The following is a 23621-nucleotide window of genomic DNA, read 5'->3' on the forward strand; positions in this document are numbered from 1 at the left end:
GATTACTGCTATTAATCATGTAAAAAATACAAAGGCGGCGATTATACTCACCGCCCGTAGATCGTTTGCAGGTATTGCTTTTGCAAGGTCGAGAAATACAACACGCCGCCGATCAGCACCGCCCAGATAAGGAAAAGCAGCGTGGGGTGCGGGAAATAATGGTAAGCCGTAATGAACACCAATGCGCCGCGGGCGAATTCGAGGTAAAACACCCAGCGGCGCTGTTCGAGAATGGCGCCACAGTTGATGAGTGTCACAAATAGCACCAGTGCGACCATCACTTGCAGAAAAGTTTCTTCCTGATGCTCGAAAAGAAGCAGGAAAAACAGCGTGGTCACGGTAACGATGAACTGCACCAAAACATACCGCCTGAATTTCTGTGACCGTACGCGCACTTTGTTTTTGGACAGAAAACGCTTTTCGACAATGCGTCTCACAGCCGGGTCGAAATCGGCCGGACTGCCGAAAATGACTTTCAGTTTCGCAGCAATGCCCTTTTGCTGCTGGGCGTAATACCAGATTTCAACGAGAAAATGGAAATGTTGCCATAGAAAGCTATAACTGTCGAGCTGCCTGGTGAGGCCGTAAACGGGCTCCTCTTTTTCCTCCGCGAATGTGCCGAAAAGTTTGTCCCAGATAATGAACATGTCCCCGAAATTCTTATCGAGATATGCCTCGTTGCTCGCGTGGTGCACGCGGTGGTGCGAGGGTGTCACCAATATGTATTCGAGAATGCCCAGCTTGCCGATCACCTGCGTATGTGTGAAAAAGGGATATAATCCGTGCACGATAAGCATTGTCGTGATCATCTGCGCCGGGAAGCCGATCAGCGGCAGCACCGACCAGAAGGCCGTTCGCACCACCGCCTGAAAAATCGTTATGCGTGTTCCCGCCGTATAGTTGAACTCCTCGCTCGTATGATGCACGACGTGAAAGCCCCAGAAGAGGTTGATCTTGTGCCCCGCGCGATGGTACCAGTACCAAACAAAATCGGTCGCGAGCAGCAATGCGATCCATACGAGCAATGTGGGGCGGATCTCGAACAACCCGTAATTCTTCTGGAGATAATCATAGAAAAAGAAGAACGAACCGGCCGTAAACATGTCGGTAAGCCGTTCGGCCACGCCTACATTCATATTGGCAATGGAGCTGTTGAAATTGAACAACTGCCGTCCAAGACGCTTTGAAACCCAATATTCAATCCCGATCAGCAAAAGGAACAATGGAACGGCCAATGCCATGTAATTCAGCGCCATAACCGATTCTTTTACTATATTTACTTAATAGATTATATATACAAATATTGAATGCGGGATTGTATTTGCCAAAAATTTGACTGAAAACCATTAAATAAAATCTAAAACCCTTTTATTCGTGGTTTTACAACGCGGGCAACGTCTGCCTGCCTGAATTTGATACTGATACCAAAATCTCCCTTTTCCGGATGGAAAAAGAAAATACCTATTACGGGGTGAAAGAAATCGCCCGTCGTGCCAATGTCTCCATCGCAACCGTCGACCGTGTGCTGCACAACCGGTCGGGTGTTTCGGAAAAGACCAAAAAGAAGATCAACGATATCATCAAGGAGCTCGACTACCAGCCGAATATCCTTGCCAGCCGTCTCGCTTCGAAGAAAATCATTTCATTGGCCGTCCTCATTCCACGCGTTTCGGAGGAAACAGATTTTTGGGAAGCTCCCATGAAAGGCATTACGCGCGCGGATGCGGAGATCAGAAAATATGGCGTACAGGTCACGACCTTCTACTTCGATCTCAACGATCCCGCTACATTCAACGAGCAGGCTGCGGCCATTCTCGACGGCCATTTCAAAGGCGTATTGCTCGCCCCTTCGTTTATCGAAGAGTCCCGGAAATTCGTCCGCGCCTGCCGGGAAAAAAAATACCCTTCGTCTTCATCGATTCCGACCTGCCCGACGAGGATAACCTCTGCTACATTGGGCCGCATTTATTCCAGAGTGGTTACGTGGGCGCCAAACTTTCGACTTACCGTTTGAAAGAAAAGCATAAAGTGGCCGTCGTAAATATCTCGAAGGAAACCGACAGCTACAACTACCTCCAAATCGAAGAAGGTTTTCGCAGTTATTTTAAAGACCGTAACCTGCCGATCGAGATCGTCCGGATCGATATCAAGGATACCGACAGCCTGTCCGTCGCCCGCGACCTTACGCGCGCATTGCATGAGCATGCCGACATCGAAGCAATTTTCGTCACCAACTCCCGCGTTTTCTCCGTCGCCGCTTTCCTCGAAAAGAACAAGCGTTCCGACATTTCGCTCATCGGTTATGACTATTTGAAAGAAAATATCGCCTACCTGAACAAGGAGCTGATCGACTTCCTGATTTGCCACAAACCCGAAGAGCAGGGCTACCGCGGATTAATGGCCCTTTACCAGACGCTCGTCCTCGGCGCGCCGGTGGAAAAGACGCATTTCATGCCGATCGACATTGTGACGAAGGAGAATCAGGCGTTTTATCAAAACTAGCGGGGGCCGACTCCGGTTTCGTTTGATTTATTGTTAAATTCCTACGGAATTGAGAATACCCGATGGCTATCCCGATTTCTACCGATATTACATCGCTACGCGATTCCGATGCTGTTGGAAGTTTGAAAAGATAATGCCGCCAGGCATGTAATATTGGTAGCAAACAATCATTCAGGAGCATTCCGGCAATGCCGTCAGGCGTGTAACGATAATGTTGGCGCAACTACACGTTAGCAAACCATGCAGCACCGACGTTTCCATCAAACGCCATATTTACTTCCCCGCATCATCCCCGACGCAAAATTTCTTGTAAACAATATCCTCAATTACTTGTAAATTAAATTATGTGTGTATATTTACGGGTACGTACCCGAAATCAAAACGGGCTCACTATTCCTGAACTCTTTTCCCTTTGTTTTATGCATTCGCTTAGCAGACGAAAGTTTATTTTCCAATCGGCCGCCGCCGGTGCCGTTCTGGGTTTGATAGATCATTTGCCGGCACTGGCGCGGCCTGCCGAGGGCAAAAGAGTCGGGATTATCGGGTTGGACACTTCGCATGCCATCGCATTTACAAAAGCCCTGAATGCCGAACAGCCTGACGCGATTTATGACGGTTATAAAGTGGTAGCCGCATATCCTTATGGAAGCAAAGACATCGAGTCGAGCACCAAGCGCATTCCGGGTTATATCGAGGAAGTAAAGAAGATGGGCGTCGAGATCGTCGGTTCTATCAAGGAGTTATTGGGAAAAACCGATGTGATTTTACTCGAAACAAACGACGGCCGCCTGCATTTGGAACAGGCGCTGGAAGTTTTTAAAGCGGGAAAAAGAATGTTTATCGATAAACCCGTCGCCGCTTCGCTTTCGGATACTCTGAAAATTTACGAAGCTGCCAAAAAATACAATATCCCCGTTTTCTCGGCCTCTTCGCTACGCTACATCAAAGGCATCGAAAGCATCGACAAGAAAAAGGTGCTCGGCGCGGACACGTATAGCCCCGCCGTTCTCGAAAAAACACACCCGGACTTCTTCTGGTACGGCATTCACGGTGTGGAGACGCTTTACACCGTCATGGGTACCGGTTGCAAGAGCGTCACGCGGGTGAGCACACCGAATACCGACATCGCGGTGGGTATCTGGGCCGATGGCCGCACCGGCACGTTCCGCGGCACACGTACGGGCAAGCACGACTACGGCGGCACCGTCTTCACCGAGGACGGCAACAAGGTTTTAGGTCCTTACGGTGGCTATGAGCCACTTCTGGTGGATATTATCAGGTATTTCAAAACCGGGGAAGTACCGGTGACACCCGAAGAAACGATTGAAATTTTCGCTTTCATGGAGGCTGCCGACGAAAGCAAACGCCAGGGCGGCAAGAGCGTGACGCTGGAAAGCGTACTCGCCAAGGCCGGCAAAAAATAGATTTCCCGACATCAACCCATAACCCGTTGTCCCATGAAAGCATTCAGCTCCCGATTGTCGCGAAGAACGTTTATCAAACAGAATTCACTGGCGGGGCTGGGTGTGGCCCTTGCTTCCTCATCGGCGACGGCGTTGCCGGTGATCGGATCGAAACCGGCACAGGAACCTGCGATACTGGGCGGGCCCCCGGCCTGGGCAGAGGTAAAATGGCCGGTATGGCCGCAATGGAACCCTGAAACGGATGAAAAACTGCTGCTGGACGTGGTCCGGAGCGGAATATGGTCGCGGGCCGGCGTGGTGGCGCAGTTCGAAAAGGAATGGGCGGCGGCGTTGGGCGCTAAGCGGTGCCTCGCGGTCGTAAACGGTACCAATGCGCTGGTAACGGCCATTCACCAGCTTGGCATCGGGGCGGGCGACGAGGTACTGGTGCCTCCCTATACGTTCATCGCATCGGTTTCTTCCATTCTTTCCAATGGCGCGATGCCCGTTTTTGTAGACATCGACGCGGAGACTTTCCTGCTCGATCCCGCCAAAATCGAAGCGAAGATTACGCCCCGCACCAAAGCCATTCTCGCCGTGCACATTCTCGGGCTACCCGTGGATATGGACCGCGTTATGGCCATTGCACGAAAGCACAAGCTACTCGTGATCGAGGATGCCTGCCAGGCGCATTTGGCCGAATATGATAACAAGAAAGTCGGTACGATCGGCGATGCGGGCTGTTTCAGTTTTCAGAACTCCAAAAACCTGCCGATTGGCGAAGGAGGCGCGATTGTGAGCAACAAAGACCATTTTATAGATCTTTGCTTTTCGTATACTAACTTCGGCAATCCATACGGTACAGCCGTAGGTGCGGTAGGTACGGGGGCGGTGATGCAGGGTACTAAGCTCCGGTTTTCGGAATACCAGGCGGCCATCGGCATTGCCCAGCTGAAACGCCTCGACGCACAAACCACCACACGCAACGAAAATGCCGAATACCTGAAATCGCAGATCAAGGACATTCCCGGTATCGTTCCCTATAAATTATACGACAAGGTCACACGCGGCGCATTCCATTTATTCCCGTTCCGCTATCAGAAAGAAGGTTTCAAAGAGCTTTCGAGGGATGCATTTCTCAAAGCATTGCAGGCGGAAGGCGTTCCCTGTTCGAGCGGGTACGCGACTCTGAATACCCAACCTTATCTGAAAGACACATTCGAATCGGAGAATTACCGGAGAATGTATCCGAAGGAAATGCTGGATATCAACCGCTACAACGAACAGAACAAATGTCCGGTTAACGACAAAGTCTGCCATGAGGAGGCTGTCTGGTTTACCCAAAATATGCTCCTGGGCACGAAGGACGACATGAAAGCGATTGCTTCGGCCATTGAAAAGATCCACCACAACGTCGACAAGATCAAAACGCTGGGACAGAAATGAGGATAGCCATTGCATTGTCGTTATTGCTTTTGGGAGTTCTCCCCGCCGGTGCGCAGGGCTGGAAAGCGGGCGTGGCCAAAGTGGCCATTACCCCGGCCGAACCGATGTGGATGGCCGGTTTCGCGGCGCGTACGCATGCGTCCGAGGGAAAACTGCACGACCTCTGGGCGAAAGCACTGGCCATTCAGGATGCCGACGGAAAGCAGGCCGTGCTCATTACGACAGATTTGCTGGGTTTTCCGAAAGCAATGTCCGACACGATCCGGGCAAAACTCAATGACCGTTACAAACTTTCCAAAGCGCAGATTATCCTCAACAGTTCGCACACACACTCCGGGCCCGTGCTGGGGGCTGCGCTGTCGGATATATATCCTTTAAATGAGGGAGATCAAAAGAAAATAGACCAGTATTCGGCCAAACTGATCGACCGGATCGTGAACCTGACCGGCGATGCATTAAAAGCCCTGCAACCGGCCACGATCGACACGCGGAATGGTGTGACCCGCTTTCAGGTGAACCGCCGGAACAACGACGCGGCGACTTTGGAAAGGTTGACGGAAATCACCGGTCCCGGCGACCCGGCTGTACCCGTGCTGAAAGTTTCGGACGCCAAAGGCAAAATCATCGCAATCGCATTTGGTTATGCATGCCATCCAACGGTTTTGGACGGTTACCAATGGTCGGGCGATTACCCCGGCTGGGCGCAGATCGAACTGGAAAAGTTGTATCCCGGCGCTACCGCCTTGTTTTTTCAGGGTGCCGGCGCCGATCAGAACCCATTACCCCGGCATACAGTGCCACTTGCCATTCAATACGGCAAAACACTTGCCGCGGCTGTCGAACGGGTATTGAGCGAGGAAATGAAGCCATTGGCGCCCCGCCTGTCGACGGCCTATAACGAGGTATCGCTTTCATTAACGACCGCTCCTACGCGCGAGCAACTGTCAGCGATGGCCGAAAAAGCCACCGGTTTCCAGCAAAGATGGGCCCGGCGGATGATCGCTCAGATCGACGCGAAGAAGCCATTCCAAACCTCCTACCCGTTTCCCTTGCAGGTATGGAAGCTCGGCGACCAGGCCATTATGACGCTGGGCGGTGAACTGGTGGTGGATTATGCGATTAATCTGAAAAAAATATTTGGTCAGGATACGTTTGTAATGGGTTATTCCAACGACGTGATGACCTACATTCCCAGCACCACCATCCTCCGCGAGGGCGGGTATGAAGGCGAAGTAGCCGCCATTGTGTACGGCCTGCCGGCAACCTGGGCGTCGGACGTCGAAATTGAAATATTGAACGGGATGGTGCAACTGGCTAAGGAGGCCGGGGTCGTCAAACCGGAATCCAGGGTGATCAAGAATTAATATTTACTCCAAGTGCGCCTCTACCCGTGAACAGTATCGATTATTCCATCAACTTTGAACCATTGGCCGGGCCGAAACCTTTGATCGCAAAACATTACTATTCGGGCTTCCCGCGGGCGCACGACACGTACAATGCGGTCTCCGCGGCGAGTGACGGGAAGATTTACTACATTCTGTCGTCGGACAATCATGAAATCGGCGGGCAGATGTTTGTCTACGACCCCGCGAGCGACACGGTTCGCTTCCTGGGCGATCTAACGGAGATCTGTGGCGAACAGGATCTGAAGGCCATTCCGCAAGGCAAAAGCCACGTGCGCTTTTACGAAAGAAACGGAAAGCTGTATTTCTCCACGCACATCGGCTACTACCAGCTTATCGACGGCACGGACCGCCTTCCCGAGCAGGCGCCCGAGGGTTACGCATTGTACCCCGGCGGGCATTTCCTTTCCTACGACCTTCAAACCGGCGTATTTGAAGACCTGGCCGTCGTTCCGAATGGCGAAGGAATGGTATCGATGACTATGGACCGCGACCGCGGGCATTTGTACGGCATTACCTGGCCATACGGCAATTTTATCCATTATGATACCGAAAAAAGACAGCTCCGGGACCTCGGGCCCGTTTCGCACAAAGGCGAGGCGGGCACACCCGGCACCGATTTCCGTTCGCTTTGCCGGTCGCTGTTTGTGGATGCCGAACTAGGCGATGTGTATTTTTCGGTGGCCGACGGCGATATTTTTACCTACAATCCTGAAACCCGAATCCTGCACAAGCTCGAAAATGTGGATTTGCGCCTGGACTATTTCGGTAAATATGATCCCACACGTCCCGGCAGCATGTGCTATAACTGGCGGAAAATTTTCTGGCATCCCAAAGAGCAGGTGGCTTATGGCGTGCATGGCAATTCGGGTTATCTGTTCCGTTTTGATCCCCGCCAGGAGAAAATCGAACTCGTGGAGCGCATTACGTCGGAACCTTCGCGAAAAAGCGGGATGTTCGACCAGTTCAGCTATGGTTACCTCGGCTTCCAGCTCGGGCCGGACGGCGAAACGATCTATTACCTCACCGGCGGGCCCATTTACGAGGATGGCAAGCGGGTCAAAGGGGAAGATCAGATCGCCAAAGGAGCCGCGCGCGGACTGGAAAATCTGCATTTAATTACATTTCATTTACCAACTCATACATATAAAGACCACGGACCGGTCTTTTATGAAGACGGCGGGCGCCCTACGTACGTCAACTCGATTGCCGTCGGCGCCGACGGAACTGTTTATACATTGGCCCGCTTCGAGCATGAGGGCAATATTATCCAGGACCTGGTCAGGATACCGAACCCGTTTCAATAATCAACCAGATATTAACCTTTTTTCTCAATGGAAAATCTAAACCCCAATAATTCCAACAACGACCGCCGCGATAACGACCGCCGCGGTGACGACCGCCGCGACTTCCTTAAAAAATCACTCGCCGGAAGCGCATTGCTTGGTTTTGGCGGCGTATTGCCCGGTTTCAGTCCGAAAAGCTACGCCAAAATCCTCGGCGCAAACGAAAAAGTGCGCGTGGGCATCATGGGCGTCAACAGCCGCGGCCTTGCATTGGCGACTAACTATGCTTTGCAGCCGAACTGCGAGGTCGTATCCATTTCCGACGTCGATACCCGCGCTGCCGAAAAATGCATTAGTGTGGTGAACGACACCCAGAAATCCAAACCCGCGAACATCCCCGATTTCCGCAAGGCGCTCGAAAACAAGGATATGGATGCCCTCGTAGTGGCCGCACCAGATCACTGGCATGCGCCGGCGGCTATTCTGGCTTCCAAAGCAGGTAAGCACGTATATCTCGAAAAACCTTGCAGCCACAACCCGCACGAAGGCGAACTGCTCGTGGCTGTCGCGAAAAAATATAAGAATGTGATCCAGATGGGCAACCAGCGCCGTTCCTGGCCGAATGTAGCCGCGGGCATCAAGGAAGTGCATGACGGTGCCATCGGTCGGGCATATTTTGCCAAAGGCTGGTATACCAATAACCGCGCATCCATTGGAATAGGTAAAGAAACCGCCGTGCCGTCCTGGCTCGACTACGAATTGTGGCAAGGCCCTGCGCCGCGCCGCCCATTCAAGGATAATCTGGTGCATTACAACTGGCACTGGTTCTGGAACTGGGGCACGGGCGAGGCGCTCAACAACGGAACGCACATGCTCGACCTCATGCGCTGGGGCTTGCAGGTCGACTACCCCACCCGCGTAACGTCGTCGGGCGGCCGGTTCCGCTACAAAGACGACTGGGAAACACCCGATACGCAAGTCATCAACCTTGAATTTGCGAACAATACCGCCATGACCTGGGAAGGCCGGAGCTGCAATGGCCGTACGATCGAAGGCGCCAGTGTAGGCGTGATATTTTACGGAGAGAAAGGCTCTTTGCAAATCGGCGAGGGCAATACCTACAAGATCTACGACCTCGACAACAAGCTCGTGAAGGATGTCAAAAACGATTTCAAAATCGACCCGCTCAATAAAATGAACCCATCGCAGGGGCTGGATGCATTACATATCCAGAATTTCTTTGAAGGCATCAAGAAAGGCACGACCGTAGCGGCGGAGATCGTAGGCGGGCACCAGAGTACATTACTGGCGCAACTCGGCAATATCGCGATCCGCTCCGGCGAAACGCTCAATATCGATCCGACGAACGGGCATATCAAAGGCAGCAAAGCCGCCGAAAAATTCTGGAAGCGGGAGTATCAAAAGGGCTGGGAACCGACGGTTTAAATGGAGCAATTATCGGCTTTCCGTCCACTCACGTCAACGGGAATAGACTACCGTAGCGAGAAACAGCTAGTTCCGTAGCTCCGGCCCGGTGAGTCTTAACTTTCTCGCGACTTCGACCCAGGCCAGTTTCAACTTCCCGGCCTTCCGTCGACTAAAGTCGACGGTAATAGGTTACAGTAGCTGGACGCGACCCGTTTCCGGCCAATTAAAATCTAATACCGTCAGATAAATCTGACGGAAAGACTAATTAGAGACTAAACTCTTTCCACCAGGGGTTGAAACCCCTGGCCTTAGCCAAACCCTGAAAGCTCAATGAAAAGCGAAGCCATTGCCATCAAAGTAGAAAACCTGACGAAGCGGGAAACGACGATCTCGATTTTCCTGATCGGCCTGATGTTCTTTATTTTCGGTTTTGTGTCGTGGGTCAACTCTATTTTGATCCCCTATTTCAAAATCGCCTGCGAACTGACAAGCTTTCAGGCATACCTCGTTGCATTTGCGTTTTACATTGCCTACTTCGTGATGTCGGTGCCTTCTTCGTATTTGTTAAAGGCTGTTGGGTTCAAAAAAGGTATGATGATCGGCTTCTGGGCGATGGCTTTGGGGGCATTCATATTCGTGCCGGCTGCCATGTCGCGGACTTACGAGATATTCCTCGCCGGCCTTTTCACGATTGGAATCGGTCTTGCCATTCTCCAAACGGCCGCTAACCCTTACATTACCATCCTAGGCGCCAAGGAACGTGCGGCGCAGCGGATCAGCATGATGGGCATTTGCAACAAAGCCGCCGGCATCCTCTCGCCGATCGTCTTTGCGGCGGTGATATTGAAGCCCACCGACACCGATCTTTTCGCCCAGCTCGGCACGATGAGTGACGCCGAACGCGCCGCCGCGCTGGACGAGCTCATCCGTCGGGTGATCAACCCTTATATTGGCCTCGGCACATTCCTGTTTGTATTGGGTTACCTGGTATTCAAATCGCCGCTACCCGAAATCGACACCGAACATGAAAGCCAGGAAATCGCGTCGGCCAATGCCGGCAAAAAGAGCATTTTCGATTTTCCACACCTCATTCTCGGTGCGCTGGCGATCTTCCTGCACGTAGGCACGCAGGTGATCGCGATCGATACCATTATCGGTTACGCCAATTCGATGGGCATAGACCTGCTGGAAGCGAAGGTATTTCCCTCCTATACGCTGTTCTGCACCATTTGCGGGTATCTGATCGGCATTGCATTGATCCCGAAATTCATCAGTCAGGTAAATGCGCTGCGGATCTGCACGATTTTGGGGACCGTTTTTACATTGCTCATCATCTTCGCGAAGGGGGAGGTCAACTTCCTGGGGCATACTGCCGATATTTCCATTTGGTTCGTCGTGCTGCTCGGCCTCGCCAACTCACTGGTGTGGGCAGGCATATGGCCGCTGGCGCTGGATGATCTGGGCCGCTTCACCAAGCTGGGCGCGTCGGTGATGATCATGGGCCTTTGTGGGAATGCGATTATGCCGCTTTTCTACGGGCATTTTGCGGATACGGTGAATGTGCGCGAGGCTTACTGGGTATTGTTCCCTTGCTATTTGTATTTGGTTTTTTATGCGGTGAAGGGGCACAAACTGCGCAAATGGGGCTTTTAAAAATGCGCCATCCATTAATTAATCATAATCGATGGTCTACAAATCTTACGGTGCTCTGCACTCTACAAATCTTGTGGTGCTCTGCACCTTCATCGGTAAGGTGCGGAGCACCGTAAGACTTGTAGATTTGTTGATTTGTTAACCGCAATAATTGTAACGAAATGCGATTAAAAATTGTAAACGGCACGATAATCACCCCCTACCGCTACATTCGTAACGGGACGGTTTTGGTTGAAAATGGGGTGATTGTTGGGATTGAAATGCGGGATGTGGAATTTCCGGATGCGGAGGTGATTGACGCGGGAGGACATTACGTCGCGCCGGGCTTTATCGACCTGCATATCCACGGCGGCGGTGGGTATGATTTCATGGATGGCAGCATGGAGGCGTTTTTGAAAATTGCTGAAACACATGCGCAATATGGTACTACGGCGATGGTACCGACTACCTTGACGGCCGAAAAAGAGGATTTGCTCGAAACGTTGGATTGCTATGAAAAGGCGAATGCAGCGAATGTAAACGGCGCCCAATTCCTCGGAATGCATTTGGAAGGGCCCTATTTCGCATTGAGTCAGCGGGGTGCGCAGGACCCGCGGTACATCCGCAATCCCGATCCTGCCGAGTATGAGTCAATTTTGGCATATTCCAAATCCATCATCCGTTGGAGCGCCGCGCCGGAGCTGCCGGGGGCTATTGATTTTGGTAAAAGGTTAAAACAAAAAGGCATTCTGGCCGCGGTGGCGCATACGGATGCTATTTATGAAGATGTGCTGGAAGCGTTCGAGAATGGCTACACGCTCGCGACGCACCTGTACTCGGCCATGTCGGGCGTGACGCGCAGGAATGCGTTCAGGTATGCAGGCACGATCGAAAGCGCGTTTTTGCTGGATATGGATGTGGAAATCATCGCCGACGGCGTGCATTTGCCCGCGCCGCTGTTGAAACTCATTTATAAAATCAAAGGTCCGGACCGCATTGCGTTGATTACCGATGCCATGCGTGCCGCCGGAATGCCCGAGGGCGAAAGTACGCTCGGCTCGTTGAAAAACGGGCTGAAAGTGATCGTCGAGGATGGCGTAGCGAAACTGCCCGACCGCACTTCATTCGCCGGAAGCGTTTCCACGGCCGACCGGCTCGTGCGCACGATGGTGAATATGGCCGACGTGTCGCTGCTCGACGCCGTTCGCATGGCTACCGCCACGCCCGCACGCATTATGGGCGTACACGAGCGCAAGGGCACATTAGTGGCCGGCAAGGACGCCGATATCGTCATTTTCGATGAGGACATCCGCATTCAGAGGACCATTATCAAGGGAAAAACCATTTACCATAACGCTATACCCCAAATTTAACCAACACAAAAAATGAAAGTCGACCAACTGGAAATCAATATCTCCGAAAACCGCCAGCAAATGGGCGAACGTGCGGCCAGGGCCGTGGCCGCTCAAATCCGCGATATTCAGGATACCCAGGAATTTGTGAACATCATCTTCGCCTCGGCGCCTTCACAGAACGAGTTCCTGGCGACGTTGAAAGACGAGCCGGGCATTCAATGGGAAAAAATCAATGCATTTCATATGGACGAATACATCGGCATCGCCGCCGATGCGCCGCAGAGTTTCGGGTATTTCCTGAAAGTACGGCTGTTCGATCATGTGCCGGTGCGTTCGGTCTCATACCTCGACGGTAACGCTACCGATCCGCAACAGGAATGCGACCGCTATGCGAAGCTGCTCCGCGAGAACCCGATCGACATTGTGTGCCTCGGCATCGGCGAGAATGGGCATCTGGCGTTCAACGACCCGCATGTGGCGTTTTTCGATGATCCATTGGAAGTGAAAGTGGTGGAGCTCGACGATGCCTGTCGCCAGCAGCAGGTGAACGACGAGTGCTTCGACACGTTCGACGAAGTGCCGCAAACCGCATTGACCCTCACTATTCCGACCCTCATGAAGGCCAAATATGCCTTCTGCATCGTGCCCGGTGAGAAAAAGGCGCAGGCCATTTACCACACCTTGGCCGAGGACATCCAGGAAGCCTACCCGTCGACCATCCTCCGCAAGCACCCGCACGCGATCTTGTTCATCGACCGGGCGAGTTCAGGGAAGCTGAAAGAAATTTCGTCATACTCGCAGGCATAGTTCCGCACCGGAGCTATCTTGCAATGTATTACCTCAACCCATTCAAATGAGAAAAGAACTCTTGACAATCGCTTTATTGAGCGCAATGGTATTCAATCAGGGATGTAATTCGAAGAAGGAGGAGGCGAAGAACGAGGAGAAGAAACCGCTGAGCCTGATCGTGGTGGAACCCGGCCACTTCCATGCGGCGCTGGTGCAGAAATCGATGTATGACGATGTGGATTCGGTCGTGCACGTATACGCGTCCGAAGGCCCGGATGTGAAGGCTTACCTCGACAAGGTGGAGAAGTACAACACCCGCGCCGAAGACCCGACGCATTGGAAAGAGGAGGTTTACACCGGCCCCGATTTCCTCGAAAAAATGCTTTCCGAAAAGAAAGGTAACGTGGTGGTACTGGCCGGAAATAACCAGAAAAAGACCGATTTCATCAAAAAATCCGTCGACGCAGGCCTGAACGTGCTCGCCGACAAACCGATGGCGATCGACGCGGCGGGCTTCGACAAGCTGAAAGAAGCATTCGCCAGCGCCGAAAAGAACAAGGTGCTGCTCTACGACATCATGACGGAGCGTTACGAGATCACCAACACCCTGCAACGCGAACTTGCATCGCTGCCCGAGATCTTCGGCGAACTCCAAAAAGGAACGCCTGAAAACCCCGCGGTATCGAAAGAAAGCGTTCACCACTTCTTCAAATACATTTCCGGCGAGCCGCTCGTACGCCCTACCTGGTTCTTCGACGTAAACCAGCAAGGCGAAGGCATGGTGGACGTGACGACCCACCTCGTGGACCTCGTACAATGGAGCTGTTTCCCGAATGTATCCCTCGATTATCAAAAGGACATTCAACTCCTTTCGACCAAGCGCACCGCTACCCAGCTTACGCCGTCGCAGTTCAAGCTCGTGACCAAAAGCGAAACCTACCCTGACTTCCTCAAAAAGGACATTAAGGACACTTTGCTGAACGTGTATTCCAATGGCGAACTAAACTACACCCTGAAAGGCGTACACGCGAAAGTATCCGTGATCTGGAACTTCCAGGCTCCCGAAGGCACCGGCGACACGCATTACTCGATCATGAAGGGCTCGAAATCGAACCTGATCGTCCGCCAGGGCAAAGAGCAGAAGTACAAGCCTGTGCTTTACATTGAAACTACGGACAAGAGCAAGGCTTATGAAGACGCCGTGGCGACTGCATTCAAAACCGTACAAGACAAATACCCCGGCGTAGAGCTGAAAAAAATCGCCGCCGGCTGGGAAGTAGTAATCCCGGCGAAATACGATACCGGTCACGAATCGCACTTCGCGCAGGTGGCTAATGCCTATATGGGCTATCTCAAAGCAGGCAAGCTGCCCGAATGGGAGGTGCCGAATATGATTGCGAAGTATTGGTTGACGACGTCGGCTTTGAAGCAGGCGAAGGAGAAAAAATAAATCTATTGCCGTCGTCTTAAAGACGACGGCAATAGATTTTTGGGGACGAGTGGTGCTTTGCTGCTCGTCCTTTTTTGTTTTTTAGCCTGCGAAAGCAATTACGAAGCCACTGTCAATGCGCTTCCTCGTCGCTAATGCTCTTCAACGCTGCTTGAATCTCGTCGTTCCTCGCCCCTCTCGTCAAATCCAAAATGACGACCGTTTCAATTTCAAAATCATCGTCGTGTGCAGCTACTATTGAAAACCAAATTCCATCAGCGAAATCATGATGAAAAGTAGTCATAATATCATGCTTCGGTAAATACAACGGCTCAATATCCACTTGGCGAAAGGCAATCTCCTCGTCAATCAGGTCATGTACTAATTCACACTGATTTCCAATGGTTGCGACCCAGCCCACGTCCTTTCCGATGATCTTACTGATTACCTCGTCCAGATACCGTCGCTCGCAGTCGTCGCTGACTAATATGCACAGCCAGTTGGCATTGGGAAGACTGCTCGACCAATTCATGGCAGTATCGTATTCAACGAGAATTACCCTGCGCCCATAAAGAAAGTAGTCTGGCTTCATGATTGTATATTTCATCTAGGAGGTTGGCCCGGATTTGAAGCCCGCTCCCAGCATTGGGAGCTCAACAACGACATCAAACTGCTTTCTATCGTCGTTGAATTTCCGAATGGCGAGTGAGTCGCACCAAAACTTGGCGTTAAAATCTTTAAAAAGCGAGTAAGCTATATCGATCCAATGCGGTTGCAGCCGCCTGCCGATGGTCATATGTGGGGTATCGAACATCTCTGTCCATCCTTCTATGTGGATACTTAAAATCTCGGGACTCAGTACCTGCCGGAACCGGATACACCGCTCGATAATTGATCTTGACGAATGGCTGGTCAGATGCACGTAAAATGCTCCGCTCGCTAAGAAGTGATTAAAGCCATGAAATTCCAGCTCGAAAGGATCCAGCATTCCTACCGCCCTCGTTAATTCTTTAACCATTACCGGATAATGCTCATCATAAGCATAAAATTCAAAAAGCGTGATATGCGCTTCTGAATTGACGCTATTGTAGAATCCGCCAATGGCCTTCTTCAAGGCCTGCTTCATTTCTTTGACCTCCGCGATGATGTCTACGGGTGGGCGGATGGCGATGATATAGCGGATTGGCTGGTTCATTTGTTAAAAACACTTATTTATTGTGAAAAGTAATTATTTATTGACTGTTTTCGTGAAAAGTGATTATTTACGCTCCCACTGATGGTCGTGAAACGCTTATGCCAAACAAGAACCTTTACATCATAGCCGGTTGCAATGGCGCAGGTAAAACTACCGCCTCCTTCACCATTTTGCCCGAAATTATTGAATGTAAAGAGTTCGTCAATGCTGATGAGATCGCAAAAGGTGTATCCCCATTTCAACCTGAAAAAGTGGCCTTCGAAGCCGGGCGAATTATGCTGAACAGGATTAACGACTTGCTGGCCGGCGATCAATGCTTCGCATTTGAAACAACGCTGGCGACCAGGAGTTACAAAGCCAAGATTGAAGAGGCAAAGCGGAAAGGATACACCGCCACATTGATCTTTTTCTGGCTGGATAATGTTGACTTAGCCAAAGAACGTGTAAGAATCAGAGTGTCAGAAGGCGGCCATAATATCGAGTCTGAGGTAATTGAACGGCGGTATTTCAAAGGAATCAGAAATTTGTTCGATATTTACCTGCCGATTGTTGATGGTGCGTTCATATTCGATAACTCTTGGGGAAAACGCGAGCTACTAGCACAGAAGACAGTGGACGGCGGCATGAACGTTGTCAACGATCATAAATTCAATAAATTAAAGAGCTATTATGACCACGGTTAAAGAGCAAATGGAACTACGAGATAAGCTTCTTGCCGGCCTGGACAAGGCTTACGAAAAACTCATCGAATACAAGAAGCAGAAAAACAGCGTACTCGTGGTCATGAGAGATGGCAAAATCACGCACATTAAACCTGAGTAACGGCCTCCCCTCTCCCAACCCGCTCCACATTCTCAAAAAACGCAATCAGCTCCTTAAACGAAAAGTAAGTATCGCAAAGGTCCGGCGCGTGGCCTTGTTCTTTGAGGGAGATGATGTAGCCGGTGAACATCGTCCAGAGTTCGTCGCGCCAGCATTCGGCGCTGCTGCTGCTCAGGAGCTTGCCTACCTCGCGGCCATAGGCCTGCAACGTCGCATCCGTGGGTTTGATAGGGTGTGTTTCTGTGTTCATGTTGTGGGTGTAAGAAGTGTGGGACAAACCGTGCATTTACGTTTTCCGTAAAGCACGCATTCCTCCAACCCGTACCCAACCCGCGCGCCCCGTAACTTACGCCGAAATACCTGTAAATTACCGGAACACTTCCCGAAGGATTTATATAAATTGCCTTTTCAACGAAATAGCCCCCGTATGACACATACTACCTCCAACCCGAAGATCCACGAAGGCCGCAACGTGAAACGGTTCCGCGAAATGCTCGGAATCAAACAGGACATGCTCGCCTTCGAGCTCGGCAGCGATTGGAACCAGCAAAGAATCTCCACGCTCGAACAGCGCGAAAAGATCGATTCCGACATTTTGGAACAAGTAGCAGCGATACTGAAAATACCTGTGGAAGCGATTCGGAATTTTGATGAAGAAAGGGCGGTGAATGTGATTTCAAGTACCTTCAACGACAATGCAGCCGTTTTTTAATAACAACCCGACCTTCCATCCTATCGATAAGCTTATGCAGCTTCATGAGGAGAAGATTGCTCTGTACGAGCGGATGTTGAGGGAGAAGGATGAGATGATGGGGCGGTTGGAGCGGTTGATTGGAAACAAATAGGTGAGAAACATGGACAGACTGCAAAAATACCATGCTGCCATTGTAAAACTTTGTAAAGCCCACAAAGTGAAGAGCTTGTATGCATTCGGGTCTGTTTTGAGCGATAATTTTAATACGGAAAGCGATATTGATCTGATCGTTGATTTCGATAGTATGGAGGTTGAGGATTATGCGGATAACTATTTTGACTTCAAATTCTCGTTGCAAGAACTTTTTAAGCGACCGATTGATCTGCTGGAAGAAAAAGCTACTAAAAATCCTTACTTCCAACACAAAATAAATAAACAGAGGCGGTATATCTTTTGCGACTAAGAGCTAGAAAATTCTTGTCAGACTCGCTTAGAAATCATACTAATGAATCAGTCCGTTCTCACACACTAAGTCACATTTAGCTAATCACAATGTGAGGCAAATGACAGCCATCTCCTTGGATTAAATAACTTTACCATCCTCTCCCTCCATATACTCGGATTAAAATGCTAGCACCCAATACAGTATATTTTGCCGTGGTTCACTTTGAACATTTAGCAAATAAATAACTATCATTTACTATGAGCTTAAAAATCCTCCTAGAAGATCAAATCAACAAACTATTTAAAGACAATCCTGAACTAGCAAAGGTACCACGGAACCAATTTGAGGTGGCTGTCGCTTCGTTTGTAAACCTAAAATACCTAAATGGTATCGAATTCGACGATTTGATCGACGGAATTATGGGCGAGGGAGGTGACGAAGGAATAGATTTGTGCTACGTATACTGTAATGGGACACTTGTAAAAGATGATAACCACCCAATTACAAAAGACAGCAATGTCAAGGTAAAATTTTTTCAAGTAAAAAAAGAGGAGGGTTTTTCGACAGACGGGTTTAGAAAATTTAAAGAAGGAATCGAAGAAATTTTCAATCTTGACATCGATCTGGATAAGTTGACATCGATTGGGGCCAATAAAGATATCATTGAAATAGCCGATCTAATACGTAAGATATTCAGAAGAAGCCGAGTAGAGAGAGCCAAATTCTCTGTTGAAGTTTATTATATCACCTCATCGTCAGAAATCAGAATATCGAAAAAAATCAAACATTTGGAATCAGAACTCCGTGAAAATTCAATGGAAATACCGTTCGATTTCGAATATTGGGGATCTCAGAAACTACTAGATTTAAATAAAAAGGTTGACGAGCAGATAGAAATCAAATTTGAGTCTCAGCCATTAAACATCTCAGAGAAGGATATCGACACAACTGGTTATGCCGGTTTTGTTAATGGGAATGAGCTTTTGAAGTCGATGATTGACACTGATAAAAAATTCAAAAGCCATCTAACCGAAGGAAATGTGCGATATTTTCTAGGAGAAGACAAAAAAATCAATTCATCGATAATTGATACCGCACTAGATGAAGTAAAAGCTGCCAACTTTTGGGCGATGAATAATGGATTAACAATAATTGGTGATAGCATAGCTCCACTAGACTCAAAGGGATACAGCATATCAAATCCCCAAATTGTAAATGGCTGTCAAACCATACATTGTCTATACCACGCTTTCGCCAAGGACGACGCATTTGAACTACCACAAACGTTGAAGGTATTCGTCAAAATTGTCAAAACAGAAAATCCAGATACTCAGACCGATATTATCAGTGCGACCAATTCACAAAACCCTGTTCGTTCTGCAAGTCTGAAAGCGAATGATAATATTCAAAGGAACATAGAAACACATTTAAGAGAGGCGGGAATTTTTTACGAAAGGCGAGATAACTATTACAAACGACAGGGTTATACTGGCAATAAAGTAATTGGCTTGTTAAAAATGGCCCAAATTGCTCACACAGTTATTAACAAAGAAGCTGTAATTGCAGTTAATGAGACTACAACACTTTTTGATACCGAGACAAAATACAATACGATATTTAGCGACAGAGCTGATTTTGATCTCTACAAGTTTTCAACAATTCTTTATCAAAAAATCTGGACGTTGAAGAATTCAGACTTGCGAACCAATGTATATCATCTTCAAGAAAAAGATTTGATTTCTAAGGGAGGATTTATCTTCCTTCATACTATGAGTTCGCTTATGATGTCTTATGCTAAATTTAAAGACGGAGAAGAAGTAAAAAACAACAAAATATCAAATTTTCTTATCGATACCTCATCAAGAAAAAATGATTTCACAAAAAGGAAAGATTCACTTTTTAAAATGCTGGAAGATGACTCAGTGGTCGAAAATTACTATAAGACGGCAAAAGTAATATTTGAAAGTGCCGCTAGCTCCTATACTCAAAGCATGGGAAGGTCTACCAACAGCTTATTTAAATACAGAAATTTTGATAGGGAGTATTTACGCCCGGCGATCGATCAATACCTAACTGAAAACCCGGAAGAGCTGTTATCAGTATAGTTCAATCTATAACAATGCAGAGGTATATCTTCGTTAGATCTACTTCTGCGCTAAAACGTTATGCATTAATTCTGCCTGTCTTACCTCTATTCAGCTTAGATCCCAGCCTCGCAACACTATTGAAACCTGCAAGAGTTCCACAGGCTCCTCAATGCTCCACTTCAATGGACGAAGCCGACGATAACACCTATTTGCAATATCCGTTGCCTCAATTTCTGAAATTTATCAAAATCCAATCTTACGGTGCGCTGCACCTCACATTGTCGATTATATAACCCGGTTCTACAAATCTTGCGGTGCTCCGCACCTTTTCCGAGATAGGTGCTGAGCACCGTAAGATTTGTAGAAAATGCGTTCGCAAAGATTTTCAAAGGTGCAGCGCACCGTAAGAATTCACGCAACGCATTTTCCAAAAATCAATCAATTAATACCTCACCCCTTCCACTCCAACTCAATCCCCTCCCCCCTAACAAACCCCTGAAACCCCGCCAACAATCCCTTATCCTCCCTAACCTTCCGCGGAAGCACATTCCGAGAACCAGCATACTTCACCAACAACCCCACAGCCTCCCCAATACTCCACTCCACCGGATGCAGCCGGTAACACCCATTCGTAATATGCGTAGTCCCAATATTCTTATTGGCAGGCAAAATATTCTCCATCCTCACCGGCAGCAGCGCCCCGAGGGGAATCTGAAACGGCAGTGACCCAAAATCAATGTAATTATCCCCACCGGTACTCGGATGCAAGTCAATATGGTAATAACCAATCCCGACGCTATCTTCAAAAGCAGCGGCCTTCACGCCCGTCGATTGCCCGGTGATGGAGGCCCGTTGCTCGGCGCCTACGTGTTCTTCTTTGATGGTGAAGAGGGCTTTGATGCGCCGCGATTCGCGGACGTAGGGGTATTTGGCGAGGCCGTCTTCGGTGCCCATGATGTCTTTGCGGAGGCGGATGCCGGGCCAGCCTTTGCCGCCGTCGGGGCGTGGGGCCTCGGTTTGGAGCCAGTACAGGAGCGAGAGGCTGAGCTGCTTGCCGCGTTCGAAATGCTTGTCGAAGTCCTTTTCACTGGCGCCGATGAGGTTGCCGAGGGTGTAGTCGTTTTGCGGCCAGTTTACGATGGTAATGTCGCCGGCGTAGGTGCCGGGGGCGAAGTTGGCCTTGTTGATAATACGGCGATAGAGCCAGAGGTTGAGGTTATTGCCGGTCGGGATGCCTTCCGGGTGGAAGCCGAGCTGTTTCGGTTCGAGGGTTTTGGGATTGGAGTACGAGAGGTCCAGCAGCCTGCCCGACCAGGGTTTGATCATTTTGGGTACATAATTCTTCCAAAACTCGTATTCCCGCGGCTTTTCGATCACGTGGTTTTCGCCCGGGCGGTAGTCGATCGCGAAGCAGACGGTGAATGCCTGCACATTGTTCGGGTCGGCTTTTTCGGGGGCGTGGAGTTCGCCGGTTTCGGCTTTGGATTCGGCGCCGGTGACGTATTCGGTGCCGGTCATGGGCAGCAGGTCGCCGAGCTCGGTAGCGTCCGCGAAATAGGGCGCGGTGAGGGTCAGCTGCGTTTTGTTACGGCGGTTAAGGGCGGTTAGCGATTGTACTTTGTTGCCTTTTACGTCGGCGGCCACGATTTTATGTTCCAAAAGCAATGTGAGCTTGCCGGAGCTGAGGTATGGGTTCAGCATGTCGGTGAGCACGGCTACGGCTACACGCGGTTCGTGGCAGAGCCGGGATACCGATCCGTCGCCCGGGTTGAGGTTTTCGCGGCTTCTGGCCTCGGCGGTGAGCGGATAATTTTTCTTATAATATTCGCGCACGGCGGTGCGGAATTGCCGGTAGGCCCTGGTGGCGCCGTGTGTCTCGATCCACTGGTGCTCGTCGGGCGGCACGCCTTGCTGCGAGAGCTGGCCGCCGATCCAGTCGGTTTCTTCGGTGAGGATTACCGAGAGGCCATTGCGCAATGCGGCCAATGCGGCCGCGCAACCGCCGAGGCCACCGCCGGCGATCACGAGGTCGGCGTTTAATGTGGCTTTTGCATGGGTTTCTTTGCCGGAGATTGCGTTCCCGGCTTCCGGTTTTTCGGAAGTTCCTGCCAGCAAGCTGCTACCGAATGCGACACTTCCTAAAAAATTACGGCGTTTCATAAGGTTAAAAGGTATTTAGGTAAGTAATAAAAAGAACGCTCACTGTCAGGCCGTAGCCTCACAATGAGCGCGTATCAGGCTATCAGTCAATGCGCTAAACCACTTTGCCCATCACGTACATTTCCTCCATGGTCGGGGTCGGGTTGCCGCCTTCCTTTTCAAGGGTAATGGCGAACATGGCCGTGCCCGGTTTGGTATTTTTCATTTTAAGGACTTTGCCGGTAAATGCATTATCCAGCATGCCGATATCCACCGGAACGCCGTTTACGATGCTCCACAGCTGGTATTGCCTGCCCCGGGGCGGCGCCGGCAGGTTCTGTACGTCGATCAGCACCTCGTTCGTCTGCGGGTTCCAGAATGCCGAAACCGCACTTCCGGGCGATTTTTTCATACCGGCCAGGCGGACATGCCTGTACGAAGGACTGCGGAACAATGCGGCAAGCGCCTGGTTGTATTCGTCCCGGCTTTTCATGGCGGCCATATCCGCCTGCATCGTTTCCACTTTCGCGGTCATTTCGTTGTTGCCGCGCTTCATATCGGTCATTTGCATGGCCGACCATCCTGCAAACAGCGCAAGCAATACCGCAGCCGCCACGGCCAGCTTGGCCCAGGTCGGTGTCACTACCCGCGTTTCCACGCGGTCGAATGCCTGATCGATCACACGCCCTCCCGTACGTACGGGCGCGGCGACGTCGGTTTGGCTTACAGTATGCCGTTCTGCCGCATCCTCCGTTTTTGGTTCTTCGGCCGGGGCTTCAAAATTCATTTGCCCAAAAATAGACTCTTTCAAGGCAGGTGGCGGCGTTGCCTGGTGTTTCAGCGCATATTCTTCCAACGCGCTTTCGGTACGCAACAGCTCTTCCTTGATCTCCGGGTAAATATGCGACATACACTCCACCTCCTGCTTCTCCTGGGGAGTAACAGTGCCCAATACATATTCCTCCAATATACCGGACTCTATATAGGCTTGGATATTCATACTGCAAAGTATTGTTTTAACTCTTGTAATGCGGTCCGGATCCGCGATTTCACGGTGCCCAGCGGTATGCTCAGCTTCTCGGAAATCTCCTCATGCGTGTACCCCTGAAAATAGGCCATGTCGATGAGTATTTTCCGTTCCGGTCGGAGCATGTCTACAATCGCCTTCATCTCCGAACTGACAGTCTGTGAATCCTCGTACTGCTCATGTAGGGCCACCGCGCTGTCGATATCATCCATTACCGGCTTCCGGCCCTCCGCTCTCACTGCGTCTATCGCGCCATTGCGCGCGATGTTCATGATCCATGTAAACAATCGTCCTTTCTCAGGATTATAGGAATCGATATTCTTCCATATCTTCAGAAAGCATTCCTGCAACACATCTGCGGCTTTCTCCTCGTCCCTCAGCGTTTTGGAAATGATATTAAACAAAGCTCCCGAGTAATGGTCGTACAGGAATTCGAAGGCGTTTCGCTCGTTTCTTTTCAGAGCCGACACCAATTCCTCTTCCGAGTATTTTACCTTGCTGGTCGCCAAGAGTCGCTTAACATTTAATTGCGAATTACT

At 50.2% G+C, this 23621-nt stretch carries 22 protein-coding genes and 1 pseudogene; 16 read left to right on the top strand and 7 right to left on the bottom strand.

What is annotated here, in order from left to right; all coding sequences use genetic code 11:
• Positions 1 to 47: 47 nt before the first annotated feature.
• Positions 48 to 1256 (bottom strand): sterol desaturase family protein, encoded by a 1209-nt coding sequence (locus ABV298_RS10355; RefSeq protein WP_353722047.1) that lies wholly within the window; start codon positions 1254 to 1256, stop codon positions 48 to 50.
• A 188-nt stretch (positions 1257 to 1444) separates the two neighbouring features.
• Here ABV298_RS10355 and ABV298_RS10360 point away from each other — a divergent pair, with 188 nt between their 5' ends.
• The 11 genes from ABV298_RS10360 to ABV298_RS10410 all read left to right on the top strand — a co-directional run bounded on the left by ABV298_RS10360 (position 1445) and on the right by ABV298_RS10410 (position 14694).
• Positions 1445 to 2014, top strand: a complete 570-nt coding sequence (locus ABV298_RS10360; RefSeq protein WP_353722048.1) for a LacI family DNA-binding transcriptional regulator — start codon at positions 1445 to 1447, stop codon at positions 2012 to 2014.
• Complete coding sequence (locus tag ABV298_RS10365) at positions 1954 to 2502, top strand: substrate-binding domain-containing protein (protein ID WP_353723168.1); 549 nt, start codon at positions 1954 to 1956, stop codon at positions 2500 to 2502. The genes ABV298_RS10360 and ABV298_RS10365 overlap by 61 nt, the downstream gene beginning before the upstream one ends.
• Positions 2503 to 2921: 419 nt before the next feature.
• Entirely contained in the window at positions 2922 to 3926 is a 1005-nt protein-coding gene (locus ABV298_RS10370; protein WP_353722049.1) for a Gfo/Idh/MocA family oxidoreductase, read from the top strand.
• A 33-nt stretch (positions 3927 to 3959) separates the two neighbouring features.
• Positions 3960 to 5351 (top strand): DegT/DnrJ/EryC1/StrS family aminotransferase, encoded by a 1392-nt coding sequence (locus tag ABV298_RS10375; protein WP_353722050.1) that lies wholly within the window; start codon positions 3960 to 3962, stop codon positions 5349 to 5351.
• Positions 5348 to 6715, top strand: coding sequence for a neutral/alkaline non-lysosomal ceramidase N-terminal domain-containing protein (locus ABV298_RS10380; RefSeq protein ID WP_353722051.1), 1368 nt, complete (start codon positions 5348 to 5350; stop codon positions 6713 to 6715). Before ABV298_RS10375 ends, ABV298_RS10380 begins: the two co-directional genes overlap by 4 nt.
• Before the next feature lie 26 nt (positions 6716 to 6741).
• Positions 6742 to 8061: a hypothetical protein gene (locus tag ABV298_RS10385; RefSeq protein ID WP_353722052.1), complete on the top strand. Its 1320-nt coding sequence runs from the start codon at positions 6742 to 6744 to the stop codon at positions 8059 to 8061.
• Positions 8062 to 8088: 27 nt separating this feature from the next.
• Positions 8089 to 9486, top strand: coding sequence for a Gfo/Idh/MocA family oxidoreductase (locus ABV298_RS10390; protein ID WP_353722053.1), 1398 nt, complete (start codon positions 8089 to 8091; stop codon positions 9484 to 9486).
• A 312-nt stretch (positions 9487 to 9798) separates the two neighbouring features.
• Positions 9799 to 11121, top strand: a complete 1323-nt coding sequence (locus ABV298_RS10395; protein ID WP_353722054.1) for a sugar MFS transporter — start codon at positions 9799 to 9801, stop codon at positions 11119 to 11121.
• Between the two features lie 161 nt (positions 11122 to 11282).
• Positions 11283 to 12473 (top strand): N-acetylglucosamine-6-phosphate deacetylase, encoded by a 1191-nt coding sequence (gene nagA / locus ABV298_RS10400; protein ID WP_353722055.1) that lies wholly within the window; start codon positions 11283 to 11285, stop codon positions 12471 to 12473.
• Between the two features lie 12 nt (positions 12474 to 12485).
• Positions 12486 to 13262, top strand: coding sequence for a glucosamine-6-phosphate deaminase (locus tag ABV298_RS10405; protein ID WP_353722056.1), 777 nt, complete (start codon positions 12486 to 12488; stop codon positions 13260 to 13262).
• A gap of 46 nt (positions 13263 to 13308) precedes the next feature.
• Positions 13309 to 14694: a putative oxidoreductase C-terminal domain-containing protein gene (locus ABV298_RS10410; protein ID WP_353722057.1), complete on the top strand. Its 1386-nt coding sequence runs from the start codon at positions 13309 to 13311 to the stop codon at positions 14692 to 14694.
• Positions 14695 to 14806: 112 nt separating this feature from the next.
• On the opposite strand, the gene ABV298_RS10415 is transcribed toward ABV298_RS10410, so the two are convergent.
• Positions 14807 to 15265, bottom strand: coding sequence for a hypothetical protein (locus ABV298_RS10415; protein ID WP_353722058.1), 459 nt, complete (start codon positions 15263 to 15265; stop codon positions 14807 to 14809).
• Positions 15266 to 15280: 15 nt separating this feature from the next.
• Positions 15281 to 15868: a 2'-5' RNA ligase family protein gene (locus tag ABV298_RS10420; RefSeq protein WP_353722059.1), complete on the bottom strand. Its 588-nt coding sequence runs from the start codon at positions 15866 to 15868 to the stop codon at positions 15281 to 15283.
• Positions 15869 to 15966: 98 nt separating this feature from the next.
• Here ABV298_RS10420 and ABV298_RS10425 point away from each other — a divergent pair, with 98 nt between their 5' ends.
• Entirely contained in the window at positions 15967 to 16551 is a 585-nt protein-coding gene (locus ABV298_RS10425) for a zeta toxin (RefSeq protein ID WP_353722060.1), read from the top strand.
• A complete protein-coding gene (locus tag ABV298_RS10430; RefSeq protein WP_353722061.1) occupies positions 16538 to 16690 on the top strand; it encodes a hypothetical protein in 153 nt (50 codons plus the stop codon). Before ABV298_RS10425 ends, ABV298_RS10430 begins: the two co-directional genes overlap by 14 nt.
• Here the strand turns inward: ABV298_RS10430 and ABV298_RS10435 are convergent.
• Complete coding sequence (locus tag ABV298_RS10435) at positions 16677 to 16940, bottom strand: hypothetical protein (RefSeq protein WP_353722062.1); 264 nt, start codon at positions 16938 to 16940, stop codon at positions 16677 to 16679. The genes ABV298_RS10430 and ABV298_RS10435 overlap by 14 nt on opposite strands.
• Positions 16941 to 17117: 177 nt before the next feature.
• Here ABV298_RS10435 and ABV298_RS10440 point away from each other — a divergent pair.
• The 3 genes and pseudogenes from ABV298_RS10440 (at position 17118) to ABV298_RS10450 (ending at position 19934) form a co-directional block, all read left to right on the top strand.
• A pseudogene (locus tag ABV298_RS10440) lies at positions 17118 to 17535 on the top strand (helix-turn-helix transcriptional regulator).
• A gap of 9 nt (positions 17536 to 17544) precedes the next feature.
• Positions 17545 to 17847, top strand: coding sequence for a nucleotidyltransferase domain-containing protein (locus tag ABV298_RS10445; RefSeq protein WP_353722063.1), 303 nt, complete (start codon positions 17545 to 17547; stop codon positions 17845 to 17847).
• 239 nt (positions 17848 to 18086) lie between these two features.
• Positions 18087 to 19934 (top strand): AIPR family protein, encoded by a 1848-nt coding sequence (locus ABV298_RS10450; protein WP_353722064.1) that lies wholly within the window; start codon positions 18087 to 18089, stop codon positions 19932 to 19934.
• A 432-nt stretch (positions 19935 to 20366) separates the two neighbouring features.
• On the opposite strand, the gene ABV298_RS10455 is transcribed toward ABV298_RS10450, so the two are convergent.
• The 3 genes from ABV298_RS10455 to ABV298_RS10465 form a co-directional block, all read right to left on the bottom strand.
• Positions 20367 to 22076 (bottom strand): FAD-dependent oxidoreductase, encoded by a 1710-nt coding sequence (locus ABV298_RS10455; RefSeq protein WP_353722065.1) that lies wholly within the window; start codon positions 22074 to 22076, stop codon positions 20367 to 20369.
• Positions 22077 to 22170: 94 nt separating this feature from the next.
• Positions 22171 to 23055 carry an anti-sigma factor gene (locus tag ABV298_RS10460; RefSeq protein ID WP_353722066.1) on the bottom strand — a complete coding sequence of 295 codons (885 nt, stop codon included), beginning with the start codon at positions 23053 to 23055 and terminating at the stop codon, positions 22171 to 22173.
• Positions 23052 to 23591, bottom strand: a complete 540-nt coding sequence (locus tag ABV298_RS10465; RefSeq protein WP_353722067.1) for a sigma-70 family RNA polymerase sigma factor — start codon at positions 23589 to 23591, stop codon at positions 23052 to 23054. The genes ABV298_RS10460 and ABV298_RS10465 overlap by 4 nt, the downstream gene beginning before the upstream one ends.
• Positions 23592 to 23621: the final 30 nt, after the last annotated feature.

The sequence above is a fragment of the Dyadobacter sp. 676 genome (assembly GCF_040448675.1).
Taxonomy (GTDB): domain Bacteria; phylum Bacteroidota; class Bacteroidia; order Cytophagales; family Spirosomataceae; genus Dyadobacter.